This is a genomic window from Nonomuraea sp. NPDC049028, assembly GCF_043197735.1.
GTDB lineage: Bacteria > Actinomycetota > Actinomycetes > Streptosporangiales > Streptosporangiaceae > Nonomuraea.
Genome location: NZ_JBICTR010000014.1, coordinates 329100 through 354173, shown reverse-complemented (window position 1 = coordinate 354173; position 25074 = coordinate 329100). Strand labels below are relative to the sequence as shown.

General features: G+C 71.9%; 19 protein-coding genes. 5 read left to right on the top strand and 14 right to left on the bottom strand.

From position 1 onward, the window contains the following. Window positions 1-239 precede the first annotated feature (239 nt). Together ACGFJ2_RS47135 and ACGFJ2_RS47130 are read left to right on the top strand one after the other, a co-directional pair. A complete protein-coding gene (locus ACGFJ2_RS47135) occupies window positions 240-1211 on the top strand; it encodes an NAD(P)/FAD-dependent oxidoreductase (protein ID WP_393479758.1) in 972 nt (323 codons plus the stop codon). Between the two features lie 33 nt (window positions 1212-1244). After that, entirely contained in the window at window positions 1245-1586 is a 342-nt protein-coding gene (locus ACGFJ2_RS47130; protein ID WP_393479755.1) for an indolepyruvate ferredoxin oxidoreductase subunit alpha, read from the top strand. A gap of 93 nt (window positions 1587-1679) precedes the next feature. Here ACGFJ2_RS47130 and ACGFJ2_RS47125 read toward each other — a convergent pair whose 3' ends face one another. The 11 genes from ACGFJ2_RS47125 to ACGFJ2_RS47075 form a co-directional block, all read right to left on the bottom strand. Beyond that, entirely contained in the window at window positions 1680-2453 is a 774-nt protein-coding gene (locus ACGFJ2_RS47125) for an enoyl-CoA hydratase/isomerase family protein (RefSeq protein WP_393479753.1), read from the bottom strand. A gap of 68 nt (window positions 2454-2521) precedes the next feature. Then, complete coding sequence (locus ACGFJ2_RS47120; protein ID WP_393479750.1) at window positions 2522-4927, bottom strand: CoA transferase; 2406 nt, start codon at window positions 4925-4927, stop codon at window positions 2522-2524. 157 nt (window positions 4928-5084) lie between these two features. Then, on the bottom strand, window positions 5085-6680 hold the full coding sequence (locus tag ACGFJ2_RS47115) for an AMP-binding protein (RefSeq protein WP_393479748.1): 1596 nt from the start codon (window positions 6678-6680) through the stop codon (window positions 5085-5087). A 92-nt stretch (window positions 6681-6772) separates the two neighbouring features. Then, a complete protein-coding gene (locus ACGFJ2_RS47110; protein ID WP_357952130.1) occupies window positions 6773-7867 on the bottom strand; it encodes a thiopeptide maturation pyridine synthase in 1095 nt (364 codons plus the stop codon). Between the two features lie 7 nt (window positions 7868-7874). Then, on the bottom strand, window positions 7875-8846 hold the full coding sequence (locus tag ACGFJ2_RS47105; protein ID WP_393479744.1) for a lantibiotic dehydratase C-terminal domain-containing protein: 972 nt from the start codon (window positions 8844-8846) through the stop codon (window positions 7875-7877). Beyond that, on the bottom strand, window positions 8843-11431 hold the full coding sequence (locus ACGFJ2_RS47100; RefSeq protein WP_393479742.1) for a lantibiotic dehydratase: 2589 nt from the start codon (window positions 11429-11431) through the stop codon (window positions 8843-8845). Before ACGFJ2_RS47100 ends, ACGFJ2_RS47105 begins: the two co-directional genes overlap by 4 nt. Before the next feature lie 124 nt (window positions 11432-11555). Continuing rightward, entirely contained in the window at window positions 11556-11732 is a 177-nt protein-coding gene (locus ACGFJ2_RS47095) for a thiomuracin/GE37468 family thiazolyl RiPP peptide (protein ID WP_357952127.1), read from the bottom strand. Further along, window positions 11704-13488: a SagB family peptide dehydrogenase gene (locus ACGFJ2_RS47090; protein WP_393479739.1), complete on the bottom strand. Its 1785-nt coding sequence runs from the start codon at window positions 13486-13488 to the stop codon at window positions 11704-11706. Before ACGFJ2_RS47090 ends, ACGFJ2_RS47095 begins: the two co-directional genes overlap by 29 nt. After that, window positions 13485-15623 carry a TOMM precursor leader peptide-binding protein gene (locus ACGFJ2_RS47085; RefSeq protein ID WP_357952125.1) on the bottom strand — a complete coding sequence of 713 codons (2139 nt, stop codon included), beginning with the start codon at window positions 15621-15623 and terminating at the stop codon, window positions 13485-13487. The genes ACGFJ2_RS47090 and ACGFJ2_RS47085 overlap by 4 nt, the downstream gene beginning before the upstream one ends. Next, window positions 15616-17553 carry a hypothetical protein gene (locus ACGFJ2_RS47080; protein ID WP_357952124.1) on the bottom strand — a complete coding sequence of 646 codons (1938 nt, stop codon included), beginning with the start codon at window positions 17551-17553 and terminating at the stop codon, window positions 15616-15618. Before ACGFJ2_RS47080 ends, ACGFJ2_RS47085 begins: the two co-directional genes overlap by 8 nt. A 111-nt stretch (window positions 17554-17664) precedes the next feature. Continuing rightward, the gene (locus tag ACGFJ2_RS47075) at window positions 17665-18219 is read right to left on the bottom strand and encodes a helix-turn-helix domain-containing protein (RefSeq protein WP_357952123.1); all 555 of its coding nucleotides are present in this window, start codon (window positions 18217-18219) and stop codon (window positions 17665-17667) included. Window positions 18220-18375: 156 nt separating this feature from the next. On the opposite strand from ACGFJ2_RS47075, the gene ACGFJ2_RS47070 reads away from it, so the two are divergent. Further along, entirely contained in the window at window positions 18376-19125 is a 750-nt protein-coding gene (locus tag ACGFJ2_RS47070; protein WP_357952122.1) for a glucose 1-dehydrogenase, read from the top strand. 60 nt (window positions 19126-19185) lie between these two features. Here ACGFJ2_RS47070 and ACGFJ2_RS47065 read toward each other — a convergent pair whose 3' ends face one another. Beyond that, window positions 19186-19863: a GntR family transcriptional regulator gene (locus ACGFJ2_RS47065; RefSeq protein ID WP_357952121.1), complete on the bottom strand. Its 678-nt coding sequence runs from the start codon at window positions 19861-19863 to the stop codon at window positions 19186-19188. A 325-nt stretch (window positions 19864-20188) separates the two neighbouring features. Here ACGFJ2_RS47065 and ACGFJ2_RS47060 point away from each other — a divergent pair, with 325 nt between their 5' ends. Together ACGFJ2_RS47060 and ACGFJ2_RS47055 are read left to right on the top strand one after the other, a co-directional pair. Then, on the top strand, window positions 20189-21619 hold the full coding sequence (locus tag ACGFJ2_RS47060; protein WP_357952120.1) for an AAA family ATPase: 1431 nt from the start codon (window positions 20189-20191) through the stop codon (window positions 21617-21619). Continuing rightward, window positions 21616-22800 (top strand): tetratricopeptide repeat protein, encoded by a 1185-nt coding sequence (locus tag ACGFJ2_RS47055; RefSeq protein WP_357952119.1) that lies wholly within the window; start codon window positions 21616-21618, stop codon window positions 22798-22800. Before ACGFJ2_RS47060 ends, ACGFJ2_RS47055 begins: the two co-directional genes overlap by 4 nt. A 66-nt stretch (window positions 22801-22866) precedes the next feature. Here the strand turns inward: ACGFJ2_RS47055 and ACGFJ2_RS47050 are convergent, their stop codons facing one another. After that, complete coding sequence (locus tag ACGFJ2_RS47050) at window positions 22867-23532, bottom strand: helix-turn-helix domain-containing protein (protein WP_357952118.1); 666 nt, start codon at window positions 23530-23532, stop codon at window positions 22867-22869. Between the two features lie 42 nt (window positions 23533-23574). Continuing rightward, a complete protein-coding gene (locus tag ACGFJ2_RS47045; RefSeq protein WP_357952117.1) occupies window positions 23575-25029 on the bottom strand; it encodes an MFS transporter in 1455 nt (484 codons plus the stop codon). Between the last annotated feature and the right edge of the window lie 45 nt (window positions 25030-25074).

Sequence of the window (25074 nt, the reverse complement as noted above, 5' to 3'; positions counted from 1 at the left end):
GCTTCCCATGGCTTGTCGGGTGGCCGGTAGAGGCGCTCAGATGCGCCGCTCGACCACGACACGCAGTTCACCACCGGCCCGGCCGGGCGGCCCAGCGGATCATCCCGCCCAGCGGACCGTGTCCCACTGAGCGAGCCGCGTTCCGGTCAGCGGTCCGCGACCTGCGAGTTCCCGTCGCCGGGGTGTGTAGCTTCCGTGGCTTGACAGGCGACTACCGGGAGGACCCAGGTGGAATCAGCATGATCCAGACCGACATCGTGATCATCGGAGCGGGACCGACCGGCCTCTACGGGGCCTACTGCGCGGGCTTCCGCGGCTTGCGGTCCGTGGTCGTGGACGCGTTGCCTCAGGTCGGCGGGCAGATTTCGGCGCTGTACCCGGAGAAGGAAGTACGGGACGTGGCCGGCATCCCCGGCATACTCGGGCGCTCGCTGGTGGACGCGCTGACGGCCCAGGCGGCGGCCTACGACCCGGTCTACCTGCTGGGCAGGCAGGCCGTCGAGCTGCGCCGCGACGAGAATGAACGGCCTGTGGTGGTGCTGTCCGACGGCACGGCCGTACACGCGCAGGCCGTCATCCTCACCTCGGGCATCGGGACGTTCACCCCGCGTCCGCTGCCGGCCGGTGAGGAATGGCTCGGCCGGGGGCTGACGTACTTCGTGCCGGACCCGTCGGAACACGCCGGCCACGATGTCGTGGTCGTGGGCGGCGGGGACAGCGCGGTCGACTGGTCGCTCGCCCTCGCGCCCCTGGCCAGGTCGGTCACCCTGGTGCATCGCCGGGCCGCGTTCCGCGCGCACGCCGCGGGCGTCGAGGCCGCCCGGGTCGCGGGGGTACGCATCGTGGTCGACAGCCAGGTGGTCTCCCTGTCCGGCGGCGAGCGGGTCGAGAAGGCGCACCTGCGTACGCGAGGCGAGGGGGACCGGGCCCTGCCCGCGGACTCCGTCATCGCGGCCCTCGGATTCATCAGCGACCTCGGCCCGCTCGCGGGCTGGGGCCTGGAACTGCGCGGCAGGTCCGTCCTGGTGGACCAGCGCATGCGGACGAACCTGCCCCGCGTGTACGCGGCCGGCGACCTCACCGAGCACGCGGGCAAGGTCCGCCTGATGTCGGTGGGCTTCGGCGAGGTGGCCACCGCGGTGAACAACGCCGCCGTCGAACTCGACCCCGAACTGGCCCTCTTCCCCGGCCACTCCACGGACGCCGCCTGACCCCGTACCCCACCCAGAAGACAGGAGAGATCCATGAGCTATGTCATCGGCCCGGCCTGCATCGACGTCAACGATCGCGCGTGCGTGGACGTGTGCCCCGTCGACTGCATCTACGTCGGCGACCGCAAGAGCTACATCAACGCCGCCGAGTGCATCGACTGCGGGGCCTGCGAGCCGGAGTGCCCGGTCGAGGCGATCTTCGTCGACCGTACGGCGCGCGGCGACGAGACGCGCACGCTCTTCCTCCAGGACGCCAAGGACTTCTTCAGCGAGGTGCTGGCCGGCCGCGACGAGCCGCTCGGCAACCCGGGAGGCGCCCGTAAGGTCGGCGACCTCAACACCGACACCGCGCTGGTGACCGGCTACGACGGCTGAAAACCGCGGATGTCCGGAGTGAGCACTTCGGACATCCACGGTCGGTGAACCTTGGCGCGCTTGTCCGGGATCAGCACCGGACATCCGCGGCCATCAGCGTCCGGTGAACCGGGGCGGGCGCTTGTCCAGGAAGGCCTGGAGTCCTTCGGCGGCATCGTCGGTGTGGATCAGCTCCATGACCGCCTCACGCTCCACTTCGAGCGCCTCTTCGATCGGCAGGGCGTACCCGGCGTCCACGACGTGCTTGAGCAGGCCGATCGTCCCGGTCGGCTTGGCCCCCAGACTCTCGGCGTGCTCGGCCACCACCCGGTCGAAGTCCTGGTCGTCGGCCACCACGTCGACCAGCCCCAGGTCGAGCGCTTCACCGGCCGGCAGGCGGGTGCCGTCGATCATCAGCCGCTTGGCCCGATGCGGACCGAGCAGGCGCGGCAGGCGCTGGCTGCCGCCCGCCCCCGGGAACAGGCCCAGGTTCATCTCGGGGAAGCCGATCGTCGCCGAGGCCGCCAGGATGCGCAGGTCACAGGCGAGGGACAGCTCGGCGCCGCCGCCCAGGGCGTGACCGTTCATCGCCGCGATCACCGGCTTGGGTGCCAGTTCGAGCAGGCGCTGCACCTCGATCCAGCGGCGCATCTTCACGTGGTTGGCCGTCGAGAGGTCCCGCATCACGGCGATGTCCGCCCCCGCCACGAAGAAGCGGCCGGTGCCGCGGATGACGAGGCAGCGGACCGTGACGTCCTTGGCCAGTTCGGGGATGATCTCCAAGAACTCCTCGATCATCGCGGGGTCGACGGCGTTGGCGGGCGGCCGGTCGATGACGATCGTGGCCGTCCCTCCGTCGCGCCGTACGTCCAGGACCGGCTGGTTCATCGAAACTCCTGAGTGTCGAGGCCCCGGACTTCAGCCGCGGGGAGAAGGTCGTGGTCAGGGGGCGGGTGTCATTCCAGGACGCCGGCGTCGCGTAGCCGGGCGAGCTCTTCCTCGTCCATGCCGAGCAGCTCCTTCAGCACCGCGTCGGTGTGCTCACCGAGCAGTGGCGCCGGTGCCGTGAGCGCTCCGGGGGTGTCGGACATGCGGATCACGATGCCCTCGTGCCGTACCGGACCCGCGATCGGGTGATCCAGCACCGGGTAGAAGCCACGCGCGGCCAGGTGCTCGTCGCCCTCCACCAGGTCCCGCCCGGTGGCGACGACGGCGGCGGCGATGCCCAGCCCTTGCAGCTCGGCCGCCAGTGACGCGCCGTCGTGTCGCGAGCACCAGACTGCCAGGGCGTCGTCGATCTCGTCCTCGCGCCCGCGGCGCTCCTCCAGCCCGGCAGACGCCAGCGCGGCCAGCTCCGGAATTCCGGCGTGCTCGGCGAGGCGCCGCCATTCCTCGTCCCCGCGTACGGCCAGCGCGAGCCAGCGATCATCGCCACTGGTCGGATAGACACCGTGCGGCACCATCCGCGGATGCCGATTGGGCCGCACCACGGCACGCGGGTCCCCGGACTCGCCTTCGGCACGCGAATCGCCGGGCTCGGCTTCGGCGCGCGAGCCGCCGACCTCGCCTCCGGCACGCGAGTCCCCGAGCTCGGCTTCGAGTACGGCCGGTCCCATGGACGCGGCCATCGCCTCCAGCTGGGAGAGATCCACATGCCCCGCCCGACCAGCCGTGATCATGTCGAGCACGGCCAGGACGGCCGAGTTGGCGGCCACCATGTCCCCCAGCCCGAACGTCAGCCCCTGCGGGCCTTCCCCGGGATCGGCGGTCTCGCTGGTGAGCCCGGACATGGCGGCGAGCGTGTCGGCGAAGGTCACCGCGTCCCGCCACGGCCCGCTCTGCCCGACCCCGGCCATCGACACCAGGATGACGCCGGGATTCAGCTCCGCCATCTGGTCGTAGGACAGCCCCCACTTGGCGAGCACGCCGGGGCTGAAGTTCTCGATGACCACGTCGCACTCGGCGACGAGCCGCCGCAGCACCTCACGGCCCGGCTCGGTACGCAGGTTGAGCGCGACGCCGCGCTTGCCCCGGTTGAAGTTGATGAAGTAGCCGCTGTCGTCGAACCCGGCGTCGGGGCGCAGCCTCATCGACGGGGCGAAGCGCGTGGGATCCTGCCGGTGCCGGGATTCGATCTTGATGATGTCCGCGCCGTGCTCCGCCAGCGTCTTGGTCGCGTACGGGCCGGCGAGCACCCAGGTCAGGTCCAGAACACGGACCCCCGCCAGCGGACGTCCGGTGCCCGTCGCCGCCCGGCGGCCCCGGGGGTGCGCGGTCCGCCAGGGGGCCTCAATGGGAGCGGGACGCGGTTCGGTGAGGCGTACCGGGCGCGGTGGCTCCGCGGCGGGGAAGGGGAAGCCCACGTCCGTGACACCGTCCGCAGGCAGGCCCTCGCCCAGGATGCGGGTGAAGAAGCCGCGCGCGACGAGCTGGGGGTTGGCGGGCAGGCGCGCGGCCGTGGCGACCTCGGCCCACGGCAGCGCCCGCGCGCGTCCTTCCTCGGCCACCGACGCGGCGGAGCGTTTGGCCACGAACCTGGCCACGATCTCGTCCACGTGCTCACGGCCCCGCCAGCGGAAGACGGGATCGGACCACTTCTCCTCGGTCAGGTCCGCCGCCTCGCCCGACTCCGCCATCCAGGCGAGCAGATCCGTCCACATGCGGTCACTGCCGGAGTATCCGCCCGCGACATGACCGTCCGCGGTACGGAAGACGCGGTGCGCCACGTGCTCGTACACCCCGCCGTTACGGGAGGGGTACCGGCCGGCGTGGATCCAGGAGATGGCGGCCGTCTCCAGCGTGGCGGCCACCGCCTCCTGCACGGAGACGTCGATGAGCTGCCCCCGCCCGGTACGGTCGCGGGCGATGACGCCGAGCAGCGCCGCGATGGCCGCGTGCGCCCCCGCGAGCTGGGTTGCCTGCTCGCGGGGCGGCGGCTTGGGCTGCCCACCGGGCTGCCCGCCCAGCCAGCCCATGCCACCGGCGGCCGCGGCCACGAGATCGTCGGCTCGCCAGGCGCTCCGGGGGCCGCTCATGCCGAACGGCGTGACCACGACGTGGACGGCCTGCGGCCAGCGCGACGACACCGCGCCGGATCCCGCGCGCACGCCCGCGAGCTCTTCGAGCGGGCCGCTCTCGATCACCACGTCCGCCTGCTCCACGAGCCCGTCGAGGACCTCGGCGCTCTCGGGTACGCCCACGATCCGCTTGCCCGCGTGCCAGTGCAGGGTCTCCGCGCGCGACAGCACCGCAGCGGCCGGACGTTCGACGCGTACGACGTCGGCCCCGAGCCCCACCAGCAGCCTCGCCCCGTTGAAGGCCAGCTCGTCGGTGAGGTCCAGAACCCGCAACCTGTCCGGCACACCCGCTCCTTTCAGCGGCACGTATTGACGGCTCGAACGTAGAGCGCGGGATCGCCGGGGCGCGACCATCCCGGTCTGTCCAGCGGTCCGGCCGGCCATGCCGGTCTGTCCGGCGGCTCGTGCGGTCAGACGACCGCCTGTCCGACGGCCCGCGCGGTCAGGCGATCCCCGCGTCGGCGTCCCACGCGTCCGGTGGCACGCCGTCGCCGCGCAGCTCACCCTTGACCACCTTCGTGGCGGCGTTGCGCGGCAGGTCGTCGAGTACGCGCACGTAACGCGGAACGGCGTGGCGCGGGAGCCGGTCGAGGCACCAGGCGTACACCTCCGGCGCGCGGACGACGGCTCCGGGCGCGGCGCTCACCGCCACCAGCACCTCCTCCTCGGTCAGCTCGGAGGGAACACCCACCGCGGCCACGTCGAGGACGCCCGGCATCGCGGCCACCACCTGCTCCACGTCCCAGGTGGCGATGTTCTCGCCGCGCCGCCTGATGACGTCGGCGCGGCGGCCGGCGAAATAGAGGAAGCCGTCGTCATCGAGCCGGCCACGGTCCCCGGTCGTGAACCAGCCGTCGCGCAGCACCTTCCCCGTGGCGGCGTCGTCGCCTGCGTACCCACTGAAGATGATCGACCCCGCTCTGGGCCGCGCGGTGATCTGCCCGACCTGTCCCGCCGGAAGCGGCCGGCCGTCCTCGTCCCTGATCACCACCTCGTACTCCGGGACGGGCCGGCCGGCCGAGCCCGGCCGCCGGACACCGGCCGTGCTCACCGCCACGTCGGCGAGCTCGGTGCACGCGTACGCCTCCAGCAGCGGCACGCCGAACCGGTCCTGGAAACGCCTCGTCAGGGCTTCCGGCGCCGGTCCCCCGTAGGCGCGGCGCACTTGGTGGAGACGGTCGGACTCGGTGGCCGGAGCCCGTTCGAGGATGGCCGCCACGGCGCCCATGAAGTTGAACGCCGTGACCCCCTCCCGTCGGCAGATGTCCCAGAACCGGGAGGCGGAGAAGCGCGAGTGGGCCACCAGCGTGGCGCCGGAGATCAACGCGGGCAGCAACCCCGCGTGCCTGACGTTGATGTGGTTCCAGGGGAACACGTTGAACAGCACGTCCCCTGGCTCGTACCCCATGGCCCTGGCCACCCGCCGGGCCTGCCGGACGCCGGCGAAATGTGGCAACAGCGCGCCCTTGGCCCGGCCGGTGGTGCCCGAGGTCGCCATGACGACGGCCGGATCCGCCGGTCCCGGACGCCATTCCGGCAGGCGGCGCGGCGCGGCGAGCAGGTCGTCCATGTCCACCGACCCCGCCAGCTCGGCCCGCGCCCGCTCGGTCACGAGCACCACGCGCTCCATCTCCGCGGCCAGGGCGCCGAGGTCGGGATTGTCATGTACGGCGTCCGTCCCGGCGATGAGCACGCGCGCCCCCGTGGCCCCGGTGAGGTGCCGAGCCGCGGGAAGCCGGGCGTCCAGCGCCAGCGGCACCTCGACGGCACCGAGCCTGGCCAGGGCGAACATCACCTCGACCAACCGCGGACCAGGACGCAGGCACGTGACGACCCGATCGCCAGGGGACACCAGACCCGCGAGCCCGCGCGCGACGGCGGTGGCCCGCGCCCGGCACTCCTCGACGCGGAGCGACGTGCCATCCTCGAACCGCACGAGCTCCGCCTCCGGCGCGACGGCCGCGCGACGCTCCAGCACGTCGAGCATCGTCTCGGGCGAGGCCGTGACATCGTCCGCGTTTTCCATGGTCTCCCTCACGATCGGCACTATGTGAGGATGTCCCATGCCTCATCCCGGGGATGACAGCGGGTGGAGGTTTCAGGGGCGGGCCTCGACGAACGCGCGGAATTTCACGGGTGGGCCTCGACGAACGCGCGAATCAGGCCGAGCGCCGACAGGTCGTAGACCTCCTCCACCGCGTTGGCCGCCAGGTGGCAGATGCGGAAGCGGGTCGGCGGCGTGATGCCGAGCCGGGTGTTCTGCAGGTAGGTGTAGTTGATCAGGACGCGGTAGCGCAGGAAGTCCGGATCGGCGAAGACGCGGTCGTGGTAGGTCTGGCTGGAGAACATCAGCCGGTGGAAGTCGCTGAGCCTCGGGATGGCGAGTGCTTCCTGGTGGGATCCGGGGCGGATGAGCCGGCCGCGGGCGATCAGCGGTTGGGCGCGGCGGCCGTACTCGGCGATCAGAGCGGCCCATTCGCGGACGAAAGGGACGGGCACACCGGTGGTGCCGTCGAGGGTCGCGATGACCGCGCGCACCCTGCCGGTCAGCTCCTCTCGCCTGGCTTGGTAATCCCGTTCGAAGCCGGCCCGTATGGCGTCGGGGTCGGCGCAGCGGGCCAGGAAGCCTTCGGCGTGGGAGCGGTAGGAGACGAAGCTGCGGGTGATCGGACCCATGGCGGTGTGGGAGGTGGCCAGCATCAGCGCCATGGCCAGCCCCTCCTTGGTGTCCCGGCCCGAACGGACATGTCGCAACGTGTCGAGCAGCAGCGGGGTGCTGTCGGAGTAGAAGTCGGCCAGCAGGTCGGCGGCGTCCTCGTCCAGGGCCTGGTGACGGGCGTCGTAGGGGGCGTTGTGGAGGGAGTTGTCGGGATACCAGGGGGTGAGCGGGCCGGGGTCCTTCTCCTGTTCGGCGAGCACCCGGTGCTGGGCGAGCAGCGCACGCTGGTCGAGGACCGCGGTGGAGGGGTGCGCGCGCAGGTAGGAGCCGATGATTTCGTCGATGGCCTGCCGTACGGTGTCCGCCCAGGTGGCGGGGTCGGTCTTGACGTTCAGCCGCAGGTGGGGACCCCGGCGCCAGTGCCGTAGCACGTTGACGGCCTCGACGGTGCCGCTCAAGTGGCGCAACAGCGGGCCGACGGCGTCCAGCAGCAGGTCGTCCTGGCCTGGCACGTCGTGGTAGGAGATGTGGACGCTGTGCCAGCGGGACGGCTGGAGGGGGGTCATGGCGAATTCACCTCTCGTGAAGTGCGGCCAGGGTGCGCAAGGTCAGCAGGGCCAGGCGGTTTTCGGCGGCGGGGGTGATGCCCAGCCGGTTGTGCAGCAGATGCGTGCAGCGCAACAGGATGTACGGGACGGCAGGGGCCGTGAGGCTTGGGGGCTCCGGTGCGCCGGCCAGGAAGGCCGCCGGTGATCCCAGGTCGGCCGGGTCGGGCAGGGCGGCGCCGAGGTTGGTCAGGCGGTCGCGCAGGGTACGGATGGAGGACGACCAGGCTGCCAGCGGCCCTGAGACCGGCCGGTTCCACAGCCGCCGGGTCTGCCGCAGCAGGCCGTCGGCCTCGCTCCGGAAGACCTCTTCCACGTCAGGTGGCACCGGAGTGGCCCCGAGCCGCAGCGCGAAGGCCTGTGCCGCGGCCTGCGGGTCGGGGAGGCAGGCGGCCATGGTGAGGGTGTAGGCGGCCAAGCCGATCGCCGCCCGCCGCCCTTGATCGGGACCGGTGGCGAGGATCCCGCACGCCAGGCGGCTGGAGTCGGTGAAATGCTCCTCCACGGCCGCGATACAGGCTCCCTCGCCGTAGACGTCGTGCTCGGGCAGGTAGGCGATGAACTCCACCGAGTCGTTGGGGTACAGGCGGTCGTCGTGGTCGGCCCGGCGTTCGGCGTGGGCAAGGCGGGCCGCCAGCGCCTGGTAGTCGGCGGAAGGGAGGCCACGCGCCGACGGATGCTCGGCGAAGTAGGCGTCGGCCCGCCGCCGGATCAGGCCGCGAATCCGCCCGGCGTCGGCGCCACCCCGCGGTTTCACCCTGAGCCGCAGGTGGGGGCCACCCTCCCAGTAGCGCAGGAAGAAGAACCCGGCCAGCTCCTCCCGCAACTCCCCCTCCAGGGGCGCGATCACCTGCGCGATCAGGTCGTCGAAGGACCCCGCATGGAAAAGGTGGGCGCTGATCCAACCCGGCACCACCCCAGGTTCCACGGGAATGGTCATGGGCGCTCTCCCGTGGCGGTGAGCTGGAACATGTACTCGGTGACACGCGTCCCGTCGTCGCCGTAGCGCGGGTTGTCCGCGAGGTCGGGCAGCACCTCCTCCAGCACCACCAGATCGCCGGGGTCGCTCGCGGCACGAGCCAGGTCGAACAGCAGGAAGCAGTTGGCCACGTCCACGTACAGCGGCTTGCGTGCCTTGGTGAAAAAGCCCTTCGCCCTGTCCGCGGGGATGACCCGGGCGAAGAACCGGCGCGGGATGCCGTGCTCGGCCAGCCAACGGGCGAACCGCACCAGGTAGGCCGCCTCGCTCTCCCCCTTCCCGGGGGTGGGCAGCTCCCCGGCGGGCAGCCGCCAGTGGGCGCGGGCCAGCGTGACCCGCCCCACCTCCAACCGCGGCCACCGCCACCCACCACTCTCCTGGCCACCGCCCTCCTGGCTGCCACCCAGCCGTCGGCCGGGCGGCAGGGCCACCGGTGGCTCACCGAAAACGCGCACCAGAAACGAGTACGCGGGAGGCAGCAGATAGGGGGCGAGCAGCCCCAGATGCATCGGACGTACCTCGGAACCGTCCGCATCGCGCAGCACGACCAGCTGACGCTCGGCCTCGTAGGCGACCCGCAGTTCCGCCGGTGTCAGGGCGTCCGGGCTGTCGTCCGTGGTGAAGGGATAGTCGATCGCCCGCCCCACCGCCGGCCGCAGATTGAGACTGGTACCGAACGCCCCCAGGCACTCATCCACCTCGTGGCGGTCGAGCGCGGAGATCTCGTAGCGGTCCGGCGCGGAGATCTCGTGGCGGTCCAGCACGGAGATCCCGTCGGTGACCCGCGCCAGCAGGTGATGCAGGCGGCCCAGCCCCCTGCCGTACCCGCAGGCGATGGTGTTGACCACCAAGCCCGGCCCCTGCGGCGTGGTCAGCGCCTGGCCGTAACAGCAGATGGAGCGGGGCGCGCGAACATAGCGCGGCCAACCGGCGGCGAGCTTGCGCACCAGCGCGGGATCGACCCGGATCGCCCCCGACGGGTCCTCGCCCGCGGCCCGCAGCGTCCGCCACGTCTGGCGGCGCAGCTCGGCGAGTGCGGGCGCGCCGTCCCCGGAGTTCCCGCCCGGCGGCGGGTGCAGCAAGGCTCGCAGTTCGGCGGCCTGGTGGGCCTGCCGGTAGAACCTCAGGAACGGTACCGACGCGGACGGCCCGTATTTCTCCCGGAACAGAGCGGTGGCTGCCAGCTTGACCGGCAGGTCCATGTCCAGCAGCCCCAGCAGTTCGCGTACGGCGTCCAGATCGTCGAACACCGCCCGCCACCGCTCCTTGCCGCATCGGGTCACGCCGCCGATCAACAGGGTCGTCTCCGGACTCGGGGTGACGAGTCCCACTGGCCCCTCCCCCAGGCTCAGGCCCCGCGCCTGCTCGTCGATCTGCTGGGCCCGGTGGGCGCGTTCGGCCGCACAGGTCAGTTCGGGGTAGGTGGCCACCGCCTCCTCGAGCCGCCGCAGCGCGCCGGCGGCGGGATGGCCGGCGGGCAGCCAGGCGATCAGCTCGCCGAGGGGGTCGCCGGACTGGTCGGCGTAGGGACGCCGCCGTTCCAGCAGCCCCGCCTCCAGCAGGACCGCCACGACCCGCGCCACCTGCCCGTCGTGTCCGAAGCGAGCACGCAGCGCCTGCTCGGTCGGGTACGTCGCGGTACGGACGGCGTCCAGCACAGCGCGTACGGCGTCGACGGCCGGGACGCTTCTGATCGGCTCGCTCGGACCAGCGCCGAGGAACCAGATCCGGCCCTCGTCCTCTGTAGCCGAGGGATTGACCCGCAGCCGTACCCGGTCGATCAGCTCGGGCCGGTCGGCGAGCGCCTGCCAGATCCGTTCGACGACGAACGGGTGCAGCTCGGCCACACCCCGACGTACCAGACGTTGAGCGGGAACCACCGCTGGTCCGTGCTCCGTCCAGTGGCCGAACCCGGCGGCCGTGAAGGTCGCGTACGGGCTGGTCTTGGCCGCCACCCGGGCCACATAGCGGGTCAGCCGCAGAAGTGTCTGCCGCCCAGGTACGGCGTCCGCCCGGCCGGCCAGCCACTTGTCCAGCTCGGCCGACAGCACCGGGCTGCTCTGGGCCAGGCCCTGGCGGAAGGCGTCGGCGGCGACGACCTCGCGCAGCCGCGTCGTCTTCTCGCGCCGCTCAGCCGCCAGCACGCCGGGCAGCGCGCCCTCCAGCGCGCCGCGCCGCTCCAGATGGCCCAGCCACGCTGTGATCCGCTGGTCAAGGCCGTCCGGCAGTGCCCGGATCACCTCCTCCGATCGGGTACGAGCCCGCGGGGCACGCGCACTGAACAGCGCCCGGCGCAGCGCGACCAGCAGCGGTTTGAGGTCGGGCCGAGCATTGTCGCCGATCACCTCGTGCAGTGCCTCGGACAGGGCCGCGCCCTCGCTCGCCACCATGGCCGAGGTTTCCAGCAGTTCGTCGACGAGCGACCAGGTGCGGGTGAAGCGCAGGTCCTCCAGGTCGCCGACCGCCATCCCCGCCACTCGAACCCCGAACACCGGCGAGAGAACCGAGCGAGCCTCGCCCTGGTCCGCGTGACTGCTCTGGGGCATGCGCATCACCTTTCGAGCCGTTCAAGCTGGCCGGGCCGTTCGGGACGTTCCCGGCTTTCGCGACGGCGGAGCGGTGTGCCCGCGCCCTCGGGCTCGGGCACACCTGATCAGGACGTGATCTCGGTCAGATCTCGTCGGACGGGAGGGCCAGGCAGCTACCGCCGCCGCAGAAACAGCCGAACGACGCGGCGTTCTCGGTCATGCCGTGGCCCGTGGTGAGGAACTCGATGGAGTCGGCGGGCAGCACCTCGATGCTGTCCACCACCAGACCGTCAAGGTCGAGCTGGATTTTGTCGGACATGGTTTTCCTTTCTCCCTTCATATGGGGGATGGATGGCACCCACGCTTGTCGTAGGTGTGGTGCCGTCGCCTGAGCCGACGCCGTCCACCGCCGGGGCGGGGAGACGCCGGATGAGCGACGGGCCTGCGGGGGGCCTGCCGAGCAGCAGGAAGCTCAACGCCTGCCTGCGACTGCCCGTCAGACCGAGTGCCGCCTCAGTGGCGGGGGTGGTGCCGTCGGAGTGGATGCGTGAGGTGAGACCGAGCGCGGCGGCGGCCAGCGTGGCGCGGTGGACGGCCAGGCCCGTCTCGGCCTGCTGGAGGCGGTACCAGCGGTCACCGAACCACCGGACGCCACCCACCGGGTCGCCCACCGGAACGAGTACCGCCGCCGCACTCCGCAGACCGACGCGGGTGTTGGGCGCCAGCGGTCCGCCGGTGATCCGTGCGGCGGGCTCGGCGGCGATCCGTAGCAGGGCCCGCCGTTCGGCGTTGTAGTGGTAGGCCCCCACCGGCAGGCCATGGACACGCAGCGCGAGCACGTACAGCGTGATCGTCGGCGAGATGCTGGACAGGTCGCCGGGGTAGGTGGCGGAGGCGGCGGCGAGGATCTGAGCGAGCGTCTGGGGGCTGATCGGCTCGGGCCGGTATCCGATGATGGGCGAGGCCCGGTGGGGAATGCCGTCGGCGAGCCGTATGGGGGTGATGTCCGGCAGCGAGAACTCTTCTTCTCCTCCTCCTGGCGGCGCAGTGGGCTCGGGATCAGCGGGACAGACATCGGAGGCCGAGGCGCTGGTACAGGCGACGGTGGGCTCGGGATCGGCAAGGTCGCAGGCCAAGGCCGTGGTCCGAGTGGCGACAGGCTCGGGACTGGCGAGACCGCCATCGCGCACCGATGTGGTGGTCCGAGTGGCGGCATGTAGAGCGGCCAGGTAGGGCAGCCGGTCGTTGATCGGCGGCGGGTCCGCGGGCCGGGGGGCGAGACCATCAGCTGTGGGCCGACGCCGGGAGTGGGCGGGCCGGGGGGCGAGATCATCGGCTGGGGACCGACGCGGGGGGTGGGCGGCGTCGTCCTGCCGTACCGGCTCATGGGGGGTGCCTGTGAGAGTGAGCACGGCCAGCACGCTCTCCGCGGCGGTGTCCAGACCAAGCAGCCGGTCAGCCGCAGCGTCGTCGAACAGCAGGTGGACCGATGCCCCCAGACTCTGCTTCTCGGCCAGCGCGAGGGCCTGGGCGGTTAGGGCCCCGATCTCCTGACATTGCAGGCGATACGCGAAATCGCCGTACTTGAACCCGGTACGCCAAAAGACGGCGGACAGCACGAGCACCAGATCGGGTGGCTCGGGAGGGGGCGCGGCGAGCAGGCCGGTGAGTGCCTGGCGGTGGTCGCCGAGATGCAGCGTCTCCAGGGCGTGATGCACCGGGTCGTAGTGGAACAAGCCGCTGGGCAGACCGGGACCGCCCCCGGCGAGGTAGCCCTCGATCGGATAGAGCCCGCCGCCAGAGGGCGCCGGACGGCCCACGGTGATCCTCGGCGCTCCCTCGACCGGCCGCCCCTGCTCGTCGACCGGATGAACCCAGTCGACGCGGACCAGGCCGAGCAGGTCGCGCAGCAGTTCGCCGACCGGGCCGGAGGGCAGTGGGAGGCGGGTGGCACCGAAGTAGCGTTTGTACCGCGCCGGGGCGGCGCTCCAGTCGGCCGGGCCTGGCGCGCGACCCCGCAGGGCCTCCAGATAGGTGCGGATCGCCGCGCCCGCCGCGTCCATGGCGGTCGTCATGGGAACGGGTGGGGGTCGGGGTTGAGCTCGCCGGGGCACAGGTCGCGCTCCCGATAGCCGAGCAGGCGCGGCAGCGACAGCAGACGGGGCAAACCGTGGGTACGGCGGAAGCGGTGGCCGAAGGTCATCGACGCGGTGCCGGGCACCAGCACCTTCGCGCAGGCGAAGCCGCCCGCGCGCTGCTCGGGACCGGTGGTGTCGACGGCGATCACGTCCAGCCCGGTCGCCAGATAGCGGCCGACCAGCTCGGCGAGGTCACCGGCCAGGTCGTCTCTGGTGGGCCAGGTCCCAGCGATCGGCAGGCGCGGCCCGTCGGCGGGCAGGAACGCCAGCCGACGGAAGGCGTCGGGATGCCCGTAGAGCAGGGCGTGGTCGTCCATTTCGCGTACTCGGTCGGGCGCGGCCAGCAGGCACGCGGCCTGCTCGGCGTCGTAGCGGCGCGCCAGACCCTCGATGCCGGGTCCGAGTTCGGCCAGCGCCGAGGCCAGGGCATGCTCGGGGTCGGGGTGGGCGGCGGCGGCGCACATTGTGTACGGCCGGCCGGGGCCGGCGACCCGGTCCACCGCCATCGTCCAGAAGGCCGGGACGCCCTGCTCCAGGGTGATGTCGAAGGCCATCACCTCGTAGCCGAGGTCGTGACGGATCCGGGCGGCGGTCATCGGGATGCTCCGGTCCGCAGCCGAGTCCAGGTCAACTCGCGGGGCGGGCAAGCGGGCGTACCAAGTGGCCAGGAACGCGTCCCGTTCGGCGACCTCCAGCAGGCCGTGGAAGACCGCTTCGGCCAGGCAGCCGCCGATCGCGCATCCATTGGAGCACTCATAGGCGAATCCGGGATCGCCCTCGGGCCGTGGGCCGTAGTAGGCGTAGCTCTCCGGCACGAGGAGCGGCTCGGCACGGGCGAAGGAGTAGCCCCATACCCAGGCTGTCGGCCGTACCGGGTCGAAGCGGACGAAGGGGAAGTCCGGCCGGCCGTACCACTCGTCCGGGAACAGGCCCAGCGTGCGCGGATCCAGGGCTCGATCGGCCACCTCCGCGTAAGGGGCGTGGACGGCGGTGCGGCGGCCTCGGGGGCGCAGGCCCGCGTGACGTTCGAGCGCCTCGGCCATCGCGGTGAACCGCGCCGAGGCGAAGTCGCGGGATCGGCCGTAGCCGTGATTGCTGTCGTGGCGGGCGATGACCGGGCGCAGGTGGGCGACGGCCGTGGCGCTGCCAAGCGCCGTCCCCGTTGCCAGGGATTGGATCAAGCCGGTCTCGGCGTCCACGTACAGCCGCTCCAGCTCCGCCTGACGCCCGGTCAGGCTCCGTAGCCGGAAGACGTACGGGTCGGATTTGGGTGACGGGCCGAAGGCCGGGACACGAGGGCGATCCTCCGGCAGGTCGGCGCAGTCCGGACAGAGCGGGTCGGGCAGCACGGAATGCCGGGTGAGCAGTCCGGTCTCGATGGAGATCCGCAACAGCGCCCGATCGGTACGCGCGGAGGCCGGATCGCGGTGCAACCGGTCGGCTTCGGCCGCCACCAGCGCCCCGACCGCGGCGGCCAGCAAGGGCGTCACCAAGGCGCATGGCCGGGCGACCAGCTCCTGACCGTACTGCTCTCGCAGCGCGCGACGGGCCCTCGCGTCCGCCCGGTTGCTCGCGCGGCGGCGCTCGGCGCAGAGGGGGCAGCCCGGTCGCGGCGGCCGGGCGGCCGGGCCGATCAGCACCCAGCCGGTATCTGTCCGTACGGGCAGCCAGGGAATACGCGCGGCGACGGCCTGCCGGTAGACGCGCTGGTAGTGGCGGGTGTCGTCGGCATCGTGGGCCGTCACGAGCACGTCCGGCGTGCCGATGTCGTAGGTGGCCTCTGTCAGTGGAGCGCCCGGCAGCGGAGCATCCGGCAGTGGGACGTCCGGCCGTGAGACGTCCGACAGCCAGGCATCCGTCGATGGAGCATCCGTCGACCGGGCGTCTGTGAGAGGGGCGTGGTTTGGGATGGGCGGCTGCGGCAGCGCCGACCCGATGGCGTCGCGCAGGCGGCCGGACCCCAGCAGAGCCACTCGCAGCGGCGCAGTGCGGTGTTCCCCTGTCGGCAGGAGGCTGGCCAGTACAGGGTGCGACTCACCGGTCGGCGCCGGGTCGGCCGGCGCGTCAGTCATCACACAGCACCACTCGCACCACGTACGGCAGCAGTTCGACCGCGGCCGCGTCCTGGTGCATGGGCACCACCACCGGCACGTGCCCGGCCGCCTGCAGCGCCTCCGCGAGGAGCTTCCACTCTGGCGGCTCCTCGCCCGCCCACCACGACGGCACCGGGTCGCCGTAGGCCGGTTGGCGCGCGGTGCGCGCCTGCCAGGCCAGCAGCGCGCGCTCGACCGCGTCCCGCAACGCCAGCACCGGTGTGGAGGCGCAGGCCATCGAGATCGCGGATCCGCAGGCCACCGCATAGGCGGGGATCTGGAGCACACCGGTGAGGTCGCGGATCTCAAGTCGCTCCCCCGCAGTCCGCAGCAGTGCGAGCAGGTAGGCGACCTCGGCGTCCGCGACATCGTCCGGCGATACGCGAGCACCGACCGTGACATGGGTGTCCGGCAACACCTCGGTACGCGACCACTCCCCAGTCGTGGAGTCCGTGTCCAGCAGCATTTCGGCATGCGAACGCAGCCCAGCCGCCAGCGCGGCCGACCACGACAATCCCGCGCCCACCCCGATCGGCGGTCGGCCAGCGGCGGAGAAGACGGGCGCAGGCACCCGGCGTGTGCGGCCGGTGAGCGGCTCAAAACCCCACATTTCGGCGTTCTCGGCGGTCAGGACGCCGTACGTCGCACAGGCGGCCAGCAGGGCGCGCACCCGCGCGGTTCGCCGATCCCGGCCCCAGCCGACAACTCGCGGCGCGGGCGCCCAGCTGGGCAAGATCCGGCGCGGGTCGGAGACGACGGCCCGGCACACCGACACCGGGACCTGGACCAGGTCTTCCTCATCCAAGGTCCTCAGCAGCCCGGTGCGGGGGTCCACATACCGCGTCGCCCGTTCGAGCAACTCCTCCGGCGAAATCGGCTCGGCCGCCTGGAGTCGCTCGACCGTCGCGCGCAACCCGTCAGCGTCGCCACCCTCTACGCCGAGCGCCGAAACCACCCTGCCGTCGCGGTACGGAACAGCGGACGTCCATGGCACCACCCGATGACGGCACATCTCCAGCGTGTGCAGGTCCACCCGGGTAGCCGTTGCGTGCCCCTGCTGCCCCTCCGCCAAGCCGGTGAGGCGGGCGAAGCACGACAGGGCAGGCTGCGCGACCAGCACCGCCGGGACCGGACCGGCGAGCAGGTCTGTGCCATCGTCGTACTCATCGTGGTACGGCAGACCGCCCAGACGGAGCCAGCACGAGACGGCCGAGGCCGCTGGGCCGGGGCCGACGATCCATGCCTCGGTGGGGCGGAGCAGGATCTGGCCCAGCGAAACGTCCGGCGGGCACGCTTGAGCCGTCGTGAGCAGGTCGGCCGTCTCCGTGCCAATCTGAAAGACCACGTCGGCGTCGGCCCACAGCGGTGGGGCGGGGTCCACGCGTACCCGCTGCGCCTCGTCCCGCCGAGCCCGTGCCGCGGCCTGCTCCAGCTTGGCGGCCTCCTCGGCGGGGGCCGCCACGCGGACCTGCCGCCAGCCGGAGACCAGGCCCGCTTCCAGCAGGGCGAGCAGCACCGGGCCGTGCCCGGCCAGGGTGACGCGCGCCTCGCGTAGCCGCTCGAACCGTCGCTCGGCCGAGGCCAAACGGTAGCGGATGAAGGCGATCTCGGCGGCGTAGATCCGCCGCTCGCACTCGCTCAGGCCGTGCGGCTCCTCATCCGCCGCATCGACGACGAATCCCTGACCGGCCAGCGTCTCGACCAGGCGCACGACCATCAGGCGGCGGTCGGCGGGAAGCGCGGCGGTCAGCTCGGTCAGGCTGTGTTCGCCGGTCAGGTAGGGGGCGAGCTTCTTGAGCAGTTCGTACGCCTGTGCGCCTTTCAGCGTGCATGCCCCGTGGTCGGCATGGATGTACGCGCCCTCGTCACAGGGCACGTAGCGGACGTCGTCCCGCAGCCGTGGTCGCACGCCATCTCCTGATGCCCATCAACTTTGCCCATGCAAAGAGTAATCCAATGACTACTGATAGTCATTAGCTGAGGTCATGGAGTATCCGGCGGACCTAAAAAGAGCAGGCGGTCAGGCGTCCAGCCCCTTGCGCAACAGCGCCCATGCCCGTGCGGCGGCGACTCGGCGGGCAGGTGCCGGCCGCTGGACGAGGGCCGCCGCGAGCATGCCGACGGCCATGACCAGGTCCTCGGGAGTGAGGTCCGGACGGATCCGCCCAGCGCGCTGGGCTTCGGCGAGCTTGTCCGTCAGCAGGTCCGCCACGCGGTCGCGCACCGCGATGAGGCGGGGGTCCGCGGGGGGCACGCGCACCATGTCGATGAACGCGGTCGAGGCGATGGCCTGCTCGGTGATCAAGGCCAGTACGTCGTCGAGCGTGGCGCCCGGTTCGGCGGCCAGCGCCTCCAGCGCGGTCACCCCCTCCTCGAACACGGCGAGCGCGAGGCTGACGCGGTCGGGGAAGTGCCGGTACAGGCTGCCCTGGCCGACGCCGGCCGTGCGGGCGACCATGCTGAGCGGCGCGTCGTAGCCCGCGGTGGCGAACACGTCGCGGGCCGCCGCGATCAGCGCCGCGCGGTTCCCGGCCGCGGCGCCGGGGCCTCTGTTCATCCGGCGTACGTCAGGCATGGCAGCAACGATAGCAACCGGACATCAGAGTCCGAATGTTCGACTTCATGCACGCGCTCCTCTCGACACCTATCAGACCCAACGGTTACGTTGTCACCGGACACTATTGTCCGGTTATAGCCTGCCACCGCTTGCCTTATTGAAAGGACCATCTCTTTGAGCACCTTTGACAACAAGGTCGCCCTGGTCACCGGAGCGGGCTCCGGGATTGGCCAGGCCATGGCGGTCGCCTTCGCCAAGGCCGGCGCCCGCGTCGTGGCCTGCGACATCGACTCCGGCAGCGCCGAGCGGACCGCCTCCGACCTCGGTGACGCGGCGATCGGCGTGGCGGCCGACATCTCCGACGAGGCCTCGGTGGCCGCGCTGGTCGAGAGCGCGATCAGCGCGTACGGGCGCATCGACGTGCTGTGCAACAACGCCGGGATCATGGACACCATGGCGTTGCCCGCCGACATCCCGCTCTCACTGTGGGAGCGGGTGCTGCGCGTCAACCTGACCGGCACGTTCCTGGTCACGCACGCGGTGCTGCCGTACATGCTGAGCCAGAACAGCGGCGCGATCGTCAACACCGCTTCCGAGGCCGGCATCCGCGGCGGCACGGCCGGGGCCGCCTACACCGCCTCCAAGCATGGCGTGGTCGGCCTGACCAAGAGCGTGGCCTGGGCGTACGCCAAGAGCGGCATCCGCTGCAACGCCATCCTGCCCGGCCCCACCATGACCGGCATCGCGACCAACACCACCTTCGACCCGGCCGGCGCCGCCCGCCTCGCCCCCGTGCTCGCCCTGGGCGAGAGCATGGCCAAGCCGGAGCAGATGGCCGACGCCGCCCTCTTCCTCGCCTCCGACGCCGCCTCGTTCATCAACGGCGCGATCGTCCCGGTGGACGGCGGCTGGTCGGCCGGCTGAGCGAGCGCCGGTCAGGACGTCCTCGGATCCACGGCGGCGAGGGGCAGCCAGGCGCGCGTGTCAGAAGGCCGGTTGTGGGCGCGGGCGCTCGCTCAGCGTCGTGCGGATCCGGCTGCAGGAGCCGTCGAGATGGGCGGTGAGCGCGGCCAGCGCGGCGTCGACGTCGCCCGAGCGAACGACGTCCCTCAGGACGACGTGGTCGTCGGCGACGCCGGCCAGGTCCCGGTCGGTGTTGGTGATCTCCATCACCGCCGCGAACAGCGGCCGGTGCAGCGCCCAGGTGGCGGTGAGCCAGCGGTTGCCGCCGAGCGTGTAGAACCCGCTGTGGAAGTCGAGGTCGGCGGCGGCGAACTTGGCGGGATCGGCGGGGTCGGCCGCGATTCGCATCTGGTCGAGAGCCTCGTCGATCTGCCCCCAGTCGGCGGTCTCAAGGCGGACGATCGCCTCCCGGATGGCCAGGCTCTCCAGGGCGCCGCGCAGCGAGTAAAGCTCCAGGAGGTCCTTGTCGGACAGCCCGCGGACGAAGACGCCCCGCTTGCGCGTCTCGACCAGCCCTTCGATCTCCAGCTGGCGCAGCGCGTCGCGGACCGGCCCGCGGCTCACCCCGAAGCGCTCCGCGATCCTGCCTTCGACCAGATGCGTGCCCACACCCAGCTCGCCGCGCACGATGAGCGAGCGGAGCTGGACGAGTAGCTGATCTCCGAGCGGGGGATTGCGCAACGGATTGATGATCGTCACCGGCTCTCCTCCCATGTTGTCCCACCCGGACGGAGACTATCGTTGCTTGCTGTAGACGGTAAATGTTACCCGTTAACGGTTAACTGTTCCCGGGGACAGCGAAAAACCTCGAAGCCGAGCCAGGGACCGAAGACCGCGCCGAAGCAGCCCATCCCGGCGGTCCAGCCCAGGGCGGTGGCCCGGCTCTTCGTGGGGAAGCGCCCGGCGACCGCCCCTGGTGTCGGAGCTGCCGGGCTCACGCCCCATGCGCCCCTGTATGAGCTGATTTCGGTATCTTGCGTAGTTCAGGACCGACCGAAACCACCCGCTACAGAAGGGACGGCACGTGCTCGACGATGCCGGTCTCCAGGCGCTCCGCGAGGCGGCCCGCCTATCCCCGGACAACCTTCCCCTGCGGCAGCACCTGGCCGGGCAGCTCCTGGCCAAGGGGTATCTCGGCGAGGCCGAGGCCGAATACCGCGCCGCGCTCGTGCTCGCGCCCAAGGACGCGGGCATCATAACCGGGCTGGCGGAGGCGTTCGTCCGGCAGAGCGCCTACGGCGCCGCGCTGGCCGCGCTCGAGCCGTTGCTGGCCTCGCCCGGCTACCCGCCCAAGGTGGGCGTGCTGGCGGCTCGGGCGCTGCTCGGCGAGGGGGACATGGCGCGGGCGGGCTACCGCTACCACGAGGCGGTCTCCCGCGATCCGTCCGTGGGAGACGCCGACCTGGCCGCCCGGCTGTCGGCCCCGCCGACCCCGACGTATGGGACAACGCCACCGCCCGCCCCACCGTACGGGGCACCGGCACCGCCCGCCTCGCCGTACGGAGCAGCGGCACCTCCCGGGCAGTCCTATGCCGCGCCGGCGCCCACGTCGGCGCCCGCGCAGGTGGACGGGGCCACTGCCGAGGTCGAGCGCTCCAAGCTCAACTTCGCCGACGTGGCCGGCATGGAGGCGGTCAAGGAGTCGCTGCGCGTCAAGCTCCTGCTGCCCATCCAGCAGCCGGATCTGTTCGCCGCCTACGGCAAGCGCGCCGGTGGCGGAGTGCTGCTGTACGGCCCGCCGGGAGCGGGTAAGACGCACCTGGCCAGGGCCGCCGCCGGAGAGCTCGGCGCGTCGTTCGTCAACGTGGGCCTGGCCGACATCCTGGACATGTACATCGGCTCCAGCGAGCGCAACCTGCGGGCCACCTTCGAGCTGGCCCGGCGCAACCGGCCGTGCGTGCTGTTCTTCGACGAGGTCGACGCGCTGGCCGCCCGCCGCTCGGACATGCGCCAGGCGCACACGCGGCAGCTGGTCAACCAGTTCCTGGCCGAGCTCGACGGCGTGGACCAGAACGCCAACGAGGGGGTCCTGGTGCTGGCGGCCACGAACGCCCCCTGGTACGTGGACGTGGCGTTCCGCCGTCCCGGCCGGTTGGACCAGCCGGTGTTCGTCCCGCCGCCCGACCCGGCGGCCCGCGCGGCCATCCTGCGCCTGCTGTGCCGCGACAAGCCCCTGGCCGAGATGGACTTCGACGCGGTCGCGCGGGTCACCGACCATTTCGTCGGCGCCGATCTGAAGGGCGTGGTGGACCGGGCGGTGGAGGTCAAGCTCCAGCAGTCGATCAGCGCGGGCCGTCCCATCCCGCTGTCGACGCCCGATCTGCTGGCCGCGGCTCAGAGCGTACGGCCGACCGCGGTGCGCGAATGGATGGCCACCGCGCGCAACTACGTGATGCACTCCAACGACTCCGGCGCCTGGGACGAGCTGCTGCCCTGGGTCAAAGCCAAGTGGTGACCACCGCAGATCCGGTACAGCGGGCGCGGACCCTGCTGGGGATGCGCCGTCCGGCCGAGGCCGAGCGGGAGCTGCGCGGCGCGCTCGCCCAGGATCCGCAGCACATCACCGCGCACTCCTTCCTGGCGCTCGCCCTCGCCCAGCAGGGCGTCGTGGCCGAGGCGGTCGAGGAGGCGCATGAGGCGATCCGGCTGGCGCCCGACCAGTGGCTCACGCACTACGTGGCCGGACAGGTGCATCAGCTCGCCCGCCGCCCCGACGAGGCGATGGCCGCGCTCCACGTGGCCCTTGAGCTCGAGCCCGAGTACGCCCCGATCTGGGAGCTGCTGGCCCGCGTCCACGTGTCCAAGAGTCAGTGGCTCCAGGCGGCCGAGGCGGCGCGGCGCGGGCTGGCCATCGACCCGCAGGAATCCGACCTGGTGAGCCTGCTGGCGGTGGCGCTCACCGAGCTCGGGGAGGCGGAGCAGGCCACGGCCGCCGCCGCGCACGCCGTGGGGCTGGACCCGGAGAGCGCCATCGCGCACCTGGCGTACGGCCGGGCGGCGCTGGCCTTCGGCGATCCCCGGCGGGCGGCGGACGCCTTCCGCGAGGTGCTCCGCCTCGACCCCGGCTTCGACCAGGCCAGGGATCTCCTGGTGACGGCGCTGAAGCAGCGCAATCCGCTCTACCGGCGGCTCGCGCGGCTGCGGGGCGGGTTCCGTGGCGGCCGGCTGGTGTTCCTGCTGCCCGCGGTCCCGCCGCTCATCGTGGTCTTCATCATCATCGCGGTCCTGCACTGGGCGGCGTGGGTCGCCGAGGCGTGGACCACGCTGCGGCTGGCCCGCGCCAAGGCCACCCGGCTGCTCTTCGAGGGCGCCGAGGCCCGCGTGGCCGTGCTGTGCTGCGGTCTGGTGGCCGTGGGCGCGGCGGTGCTCGTGCTGGGCGTGGCGCTCGGCCAGGACACGGTCGGCACCGCGGGCGTGGCCGTCATGGCCCTGGTCACCGCGGTACAGGAAGCCGTACATACCGGCTCGGCGCGCGGACGGGCGATCCTGTACGGCTGGACGGTCCTGCTCGTCGTGGCCATCGTCACGGCGACGATCCTGGCCGCGCCGGGCGTGGCGCTGCTGAGCGTGTACGCCGGGCTGGCCACGATCTGGGTGGCGGCAGGCGTACGGCGCGTACTCGGCCACCACGGCTAGGCGTACGGCGCACACGCGGCCACCACGGCTAGCGGTTCGCCGCCGCCTCGGCCACCACAGCCAGCACTACTCCCGCAGGGCGGAGCTGAGCCCGGTGATGGCGGTGATCAGGTTGTCCCCCAGCCGCCGCCAAGACCGCTCGGCGGTTCCAGGGTCGGCCTGGCGGTCGGCCAAGTCGGCTTCCAGCTCGGCGCTCATGTGGACGATGAGCTGCCGGATCATCGCGCCCCGCTGCGCGGAGAGCTCAGGGTCGGCGGCCCGCCCGGGCGGCTGGCCGAGCTCTTCCAGGCGGCGGAACGACGGCATGTTCAGATGCGCCTGGATCGTGTATTCGCGCAGGCTGGGCTCCACGACGGCCTGGGCGAGGAACCGGCCGTACCAGGACGGCGTGCCCACGTCGATGTGATGCTCGATGCTCGGCAGGACGAGGCAGGTGGCCCAGTCTCGCAGGGACATCTCGCCCGACTCGCCCAGCGCGGCCACCATCGCGACGCGGTGCTTCTCGATCGCGGCCATGTGCCGGGCCAGGATCGCGTGGATGAGCTCGTCACGGGTGCTGAAGTGGTATTGCACCACCGACTTGTTGCGCTGGCCCGCCGCCTCGCCGATCTTCCTGATCGACACGTTCGCGAACCCGTGCTCCGCGTAGAGCCGCTCCGCGGTGTGCATCAGCTTGTCCCTGGCGAGCGCGGAGCGGGGCGAGATCGAGGCGGCCGTCTCGGAGAGCGTCATGTTGCACTGACCTTCATGACCGTTGCCTGACCTCGCTCTGGTTCACCGCGCTCTGGTCGCGGTCCCTGCCTCCACCGGGGCCAGATTACCCGTATCGCGGCCGCTCGGGATGAACGCGGCGATCAGGAAGGCGGCCAGCGCCGCGCCGCCGCCGATGAGCATGGCGACCCGGAAGCCGGTGAGGGACGGCAGTTCGGCGGGGCCGAAGCGGATGACCATGTTGGCCAGGACGACCGAGATCACCGCGCTGGAGGTGGAGGTGCCGATCGAGCGCATGAGGGCGTTCAGGCCGTTGGCCGCGCCGGTCTCCGACGCCGGGACGGCCGACATGATCAGCGCGGGCATGGCGGCGTACGCGATGCCGACCCCGGCGCTGATGACGCAGGTGAACACGACGATCTGCCAGACCCCGCTCATGAGCACGATGCCCAGGAAGTAGCCGACGGCGATCACCAGCGAGCCCGCCATCAGCGACACCTTCGGACCCCGCGCGGCCGACAGCCGCGCCGCCAGCGGCGAGGTGGCCATCATCACCAGCCCGCCCGGCGCCATGCACAGGCCGATCACCAGCAACGACTGGCCGAGGCCGTATCCCGTGGCCGCCGGCATCGCCAGCACCTGGGGCAGCACCAGCGACATCGCGAACATCGAGAAGCCGACCGTGATGGAGGCCAGATTCGTCACCAGCACCCGGCGGCGGGCGGTGATCCGCAGGTCCACCAGGGGCCGCCGCGCGCGGAGCTCCCACACACCCCACAGCAGCAGGATGACCGCGGCGGCGGCGAACAGCCCCAGAACGGTGCCGCTGGTCCAGCCCCAGTCGCCGCCCTTGGAGATGGCCAGCAGCAGGCACACCAGTCCGGCCGTCAACCCGACCGCGCCCAGCACGTCGAAGCGGCCACCGGTGCGCAGCGGCGACTCCGGCACGATGGCCAGCACCAGTCCGGCCACCACGGCGCCGAGCGCCGCCGAGACCCAGAACAGCACGTGCCAGCCGATGTGCTCGGCGAGCAGCGCGGCGCTCGGCAGGCCCAGCGCGCCGCCGACGCCCAGCGAGGAGCTCATCAACCCGATCGCCGAGCCGAGCTTCTCGGGGGGCAGTTCGTCACGCATGATGCTGATGCCCAGCGGGATGACACCGGCGGCCGCGCCCTGGAGTGCCCGGCCCACGATCATCGGGGCCAGCGAGTTGCTGAGCGCGCAGACGACCGACCCGGTCACCAGCAGCCCGAGGCAGAGCACGAGGATCAGCCGCTTGCCGTACATGTCCCCCAGCCCTCCGAACACCGGGGTGGCCACGGCGCCGGCCAGCAGAGTGGCGGTGATGGCCCAGGAGGTGTTCGACGGGGTGGCGTGCAGCAGGGTCGGCAGCTGCGGGACCAACGGGATGACCAAGGTCTGCATGAGCGCGACCACGATGCCGGCGAACGCCAGCACCGCCACTGTCAGGCCGCCGCGTGGCGCCCGCACCTCGGTCCCAGGGACCAGCGTCGTCATCGACGTCCTGTCTCGATCGTTGCGCTATGGGGCTCTATGACCACT

Excerpts from the sequence above, each read along its gene's own strand:
- ACGFJ2_RS47135 (WP_393479758.1), top strand. The coding sequence starts at position 240 with ATGATCCAGACCGACATCGTGATCATCGGAGCGGGACCGACCGGCCTC.
- ACGFJ2_RS47130 (WP_393479755.1), top strand. The coding sequence starts at position 1,245 with ATGAGCTATGTCATCGGCCCGGCCTGCATCGACGTCAACGATCGCGCG.
- ACGFJ2_RS47125 (WP_393479753.1), bottom strand. The coding sequence starts at position 2,453 with ATGAACCAGCCGGTCCTGGACGTACGGCGCGACGGAGGGACGGCCACG.
- ACGFJ2_RS47110 (WP_357952130.1), bottom strand. The coding sequence starts at position 7,867 with ATGACCCCCCTCCAGCCGTCCCGCTGGCACAGCGTCCACATCTCCTAC.
- ACGFJ2_RS47105 (WP_393479744.1), bottom strand. The coding sequence starts at position 8,846 with ATGACCATTCCCGTGGAACCTGGGGTGGTGCCGGGTTGGATCAGCGCC.
- ACGFJ2_RS47100 (WP_393479742.1), bottom strand. The coding sequence starts at position 11,431 with ATGCCCCAGAGCAGTCACGCGGACCAGGGCGAGGCTCGCTCGGTTCTC.
- ACGFJ2_RS47095 (WP_357952127.1), bottom strand. The coding sequence starts at position 11,732 with ATGTCCGACAAAATCCAGCTCGACCTTGACGGTCTGGTGGTGGACAGC.
- ACGFJ2_RS47090 (WP_393479739.1), bottom strand. The coding sequence starts at position 13,488 with ATGACGACCGCCATGGACGCGGCGGGCGCGGCGATCCGCACCTATCTG.
- ACGFJ2_RS47085 (WP_357952125.1), bottom strand. The coding sequence starts at position 15,623 with ATGACTGACGCGCCGGCCGACCCGGCGCCGACCGGTGAGTCGCACCCT.
- ACGFJ2_RS47075 (WP_357952123.1), bottom strand. The coding sequence starts at position 18,219 with ATGCCTGACGTACGCCGGATGAACAGAGGCCCCGGCGCCGCGGCCGGG.
- ACGFJ2_RS47050 (WP_357952118.1), bottom strand. The coding sequence starts at position 23,532 with ATGACGCTCTCCGAGACGGCCGCCTCGATCTCGCCCCGCTCCGCGCTC.
- ACGFJ2_RS47045 (WP_357952117.1), bottom strand. The coding sequence starts at position 25,029 with ATGACGACGCTGGTCCCTGGGACCGAGGTGCGGGCGCCACGCGGCGGC.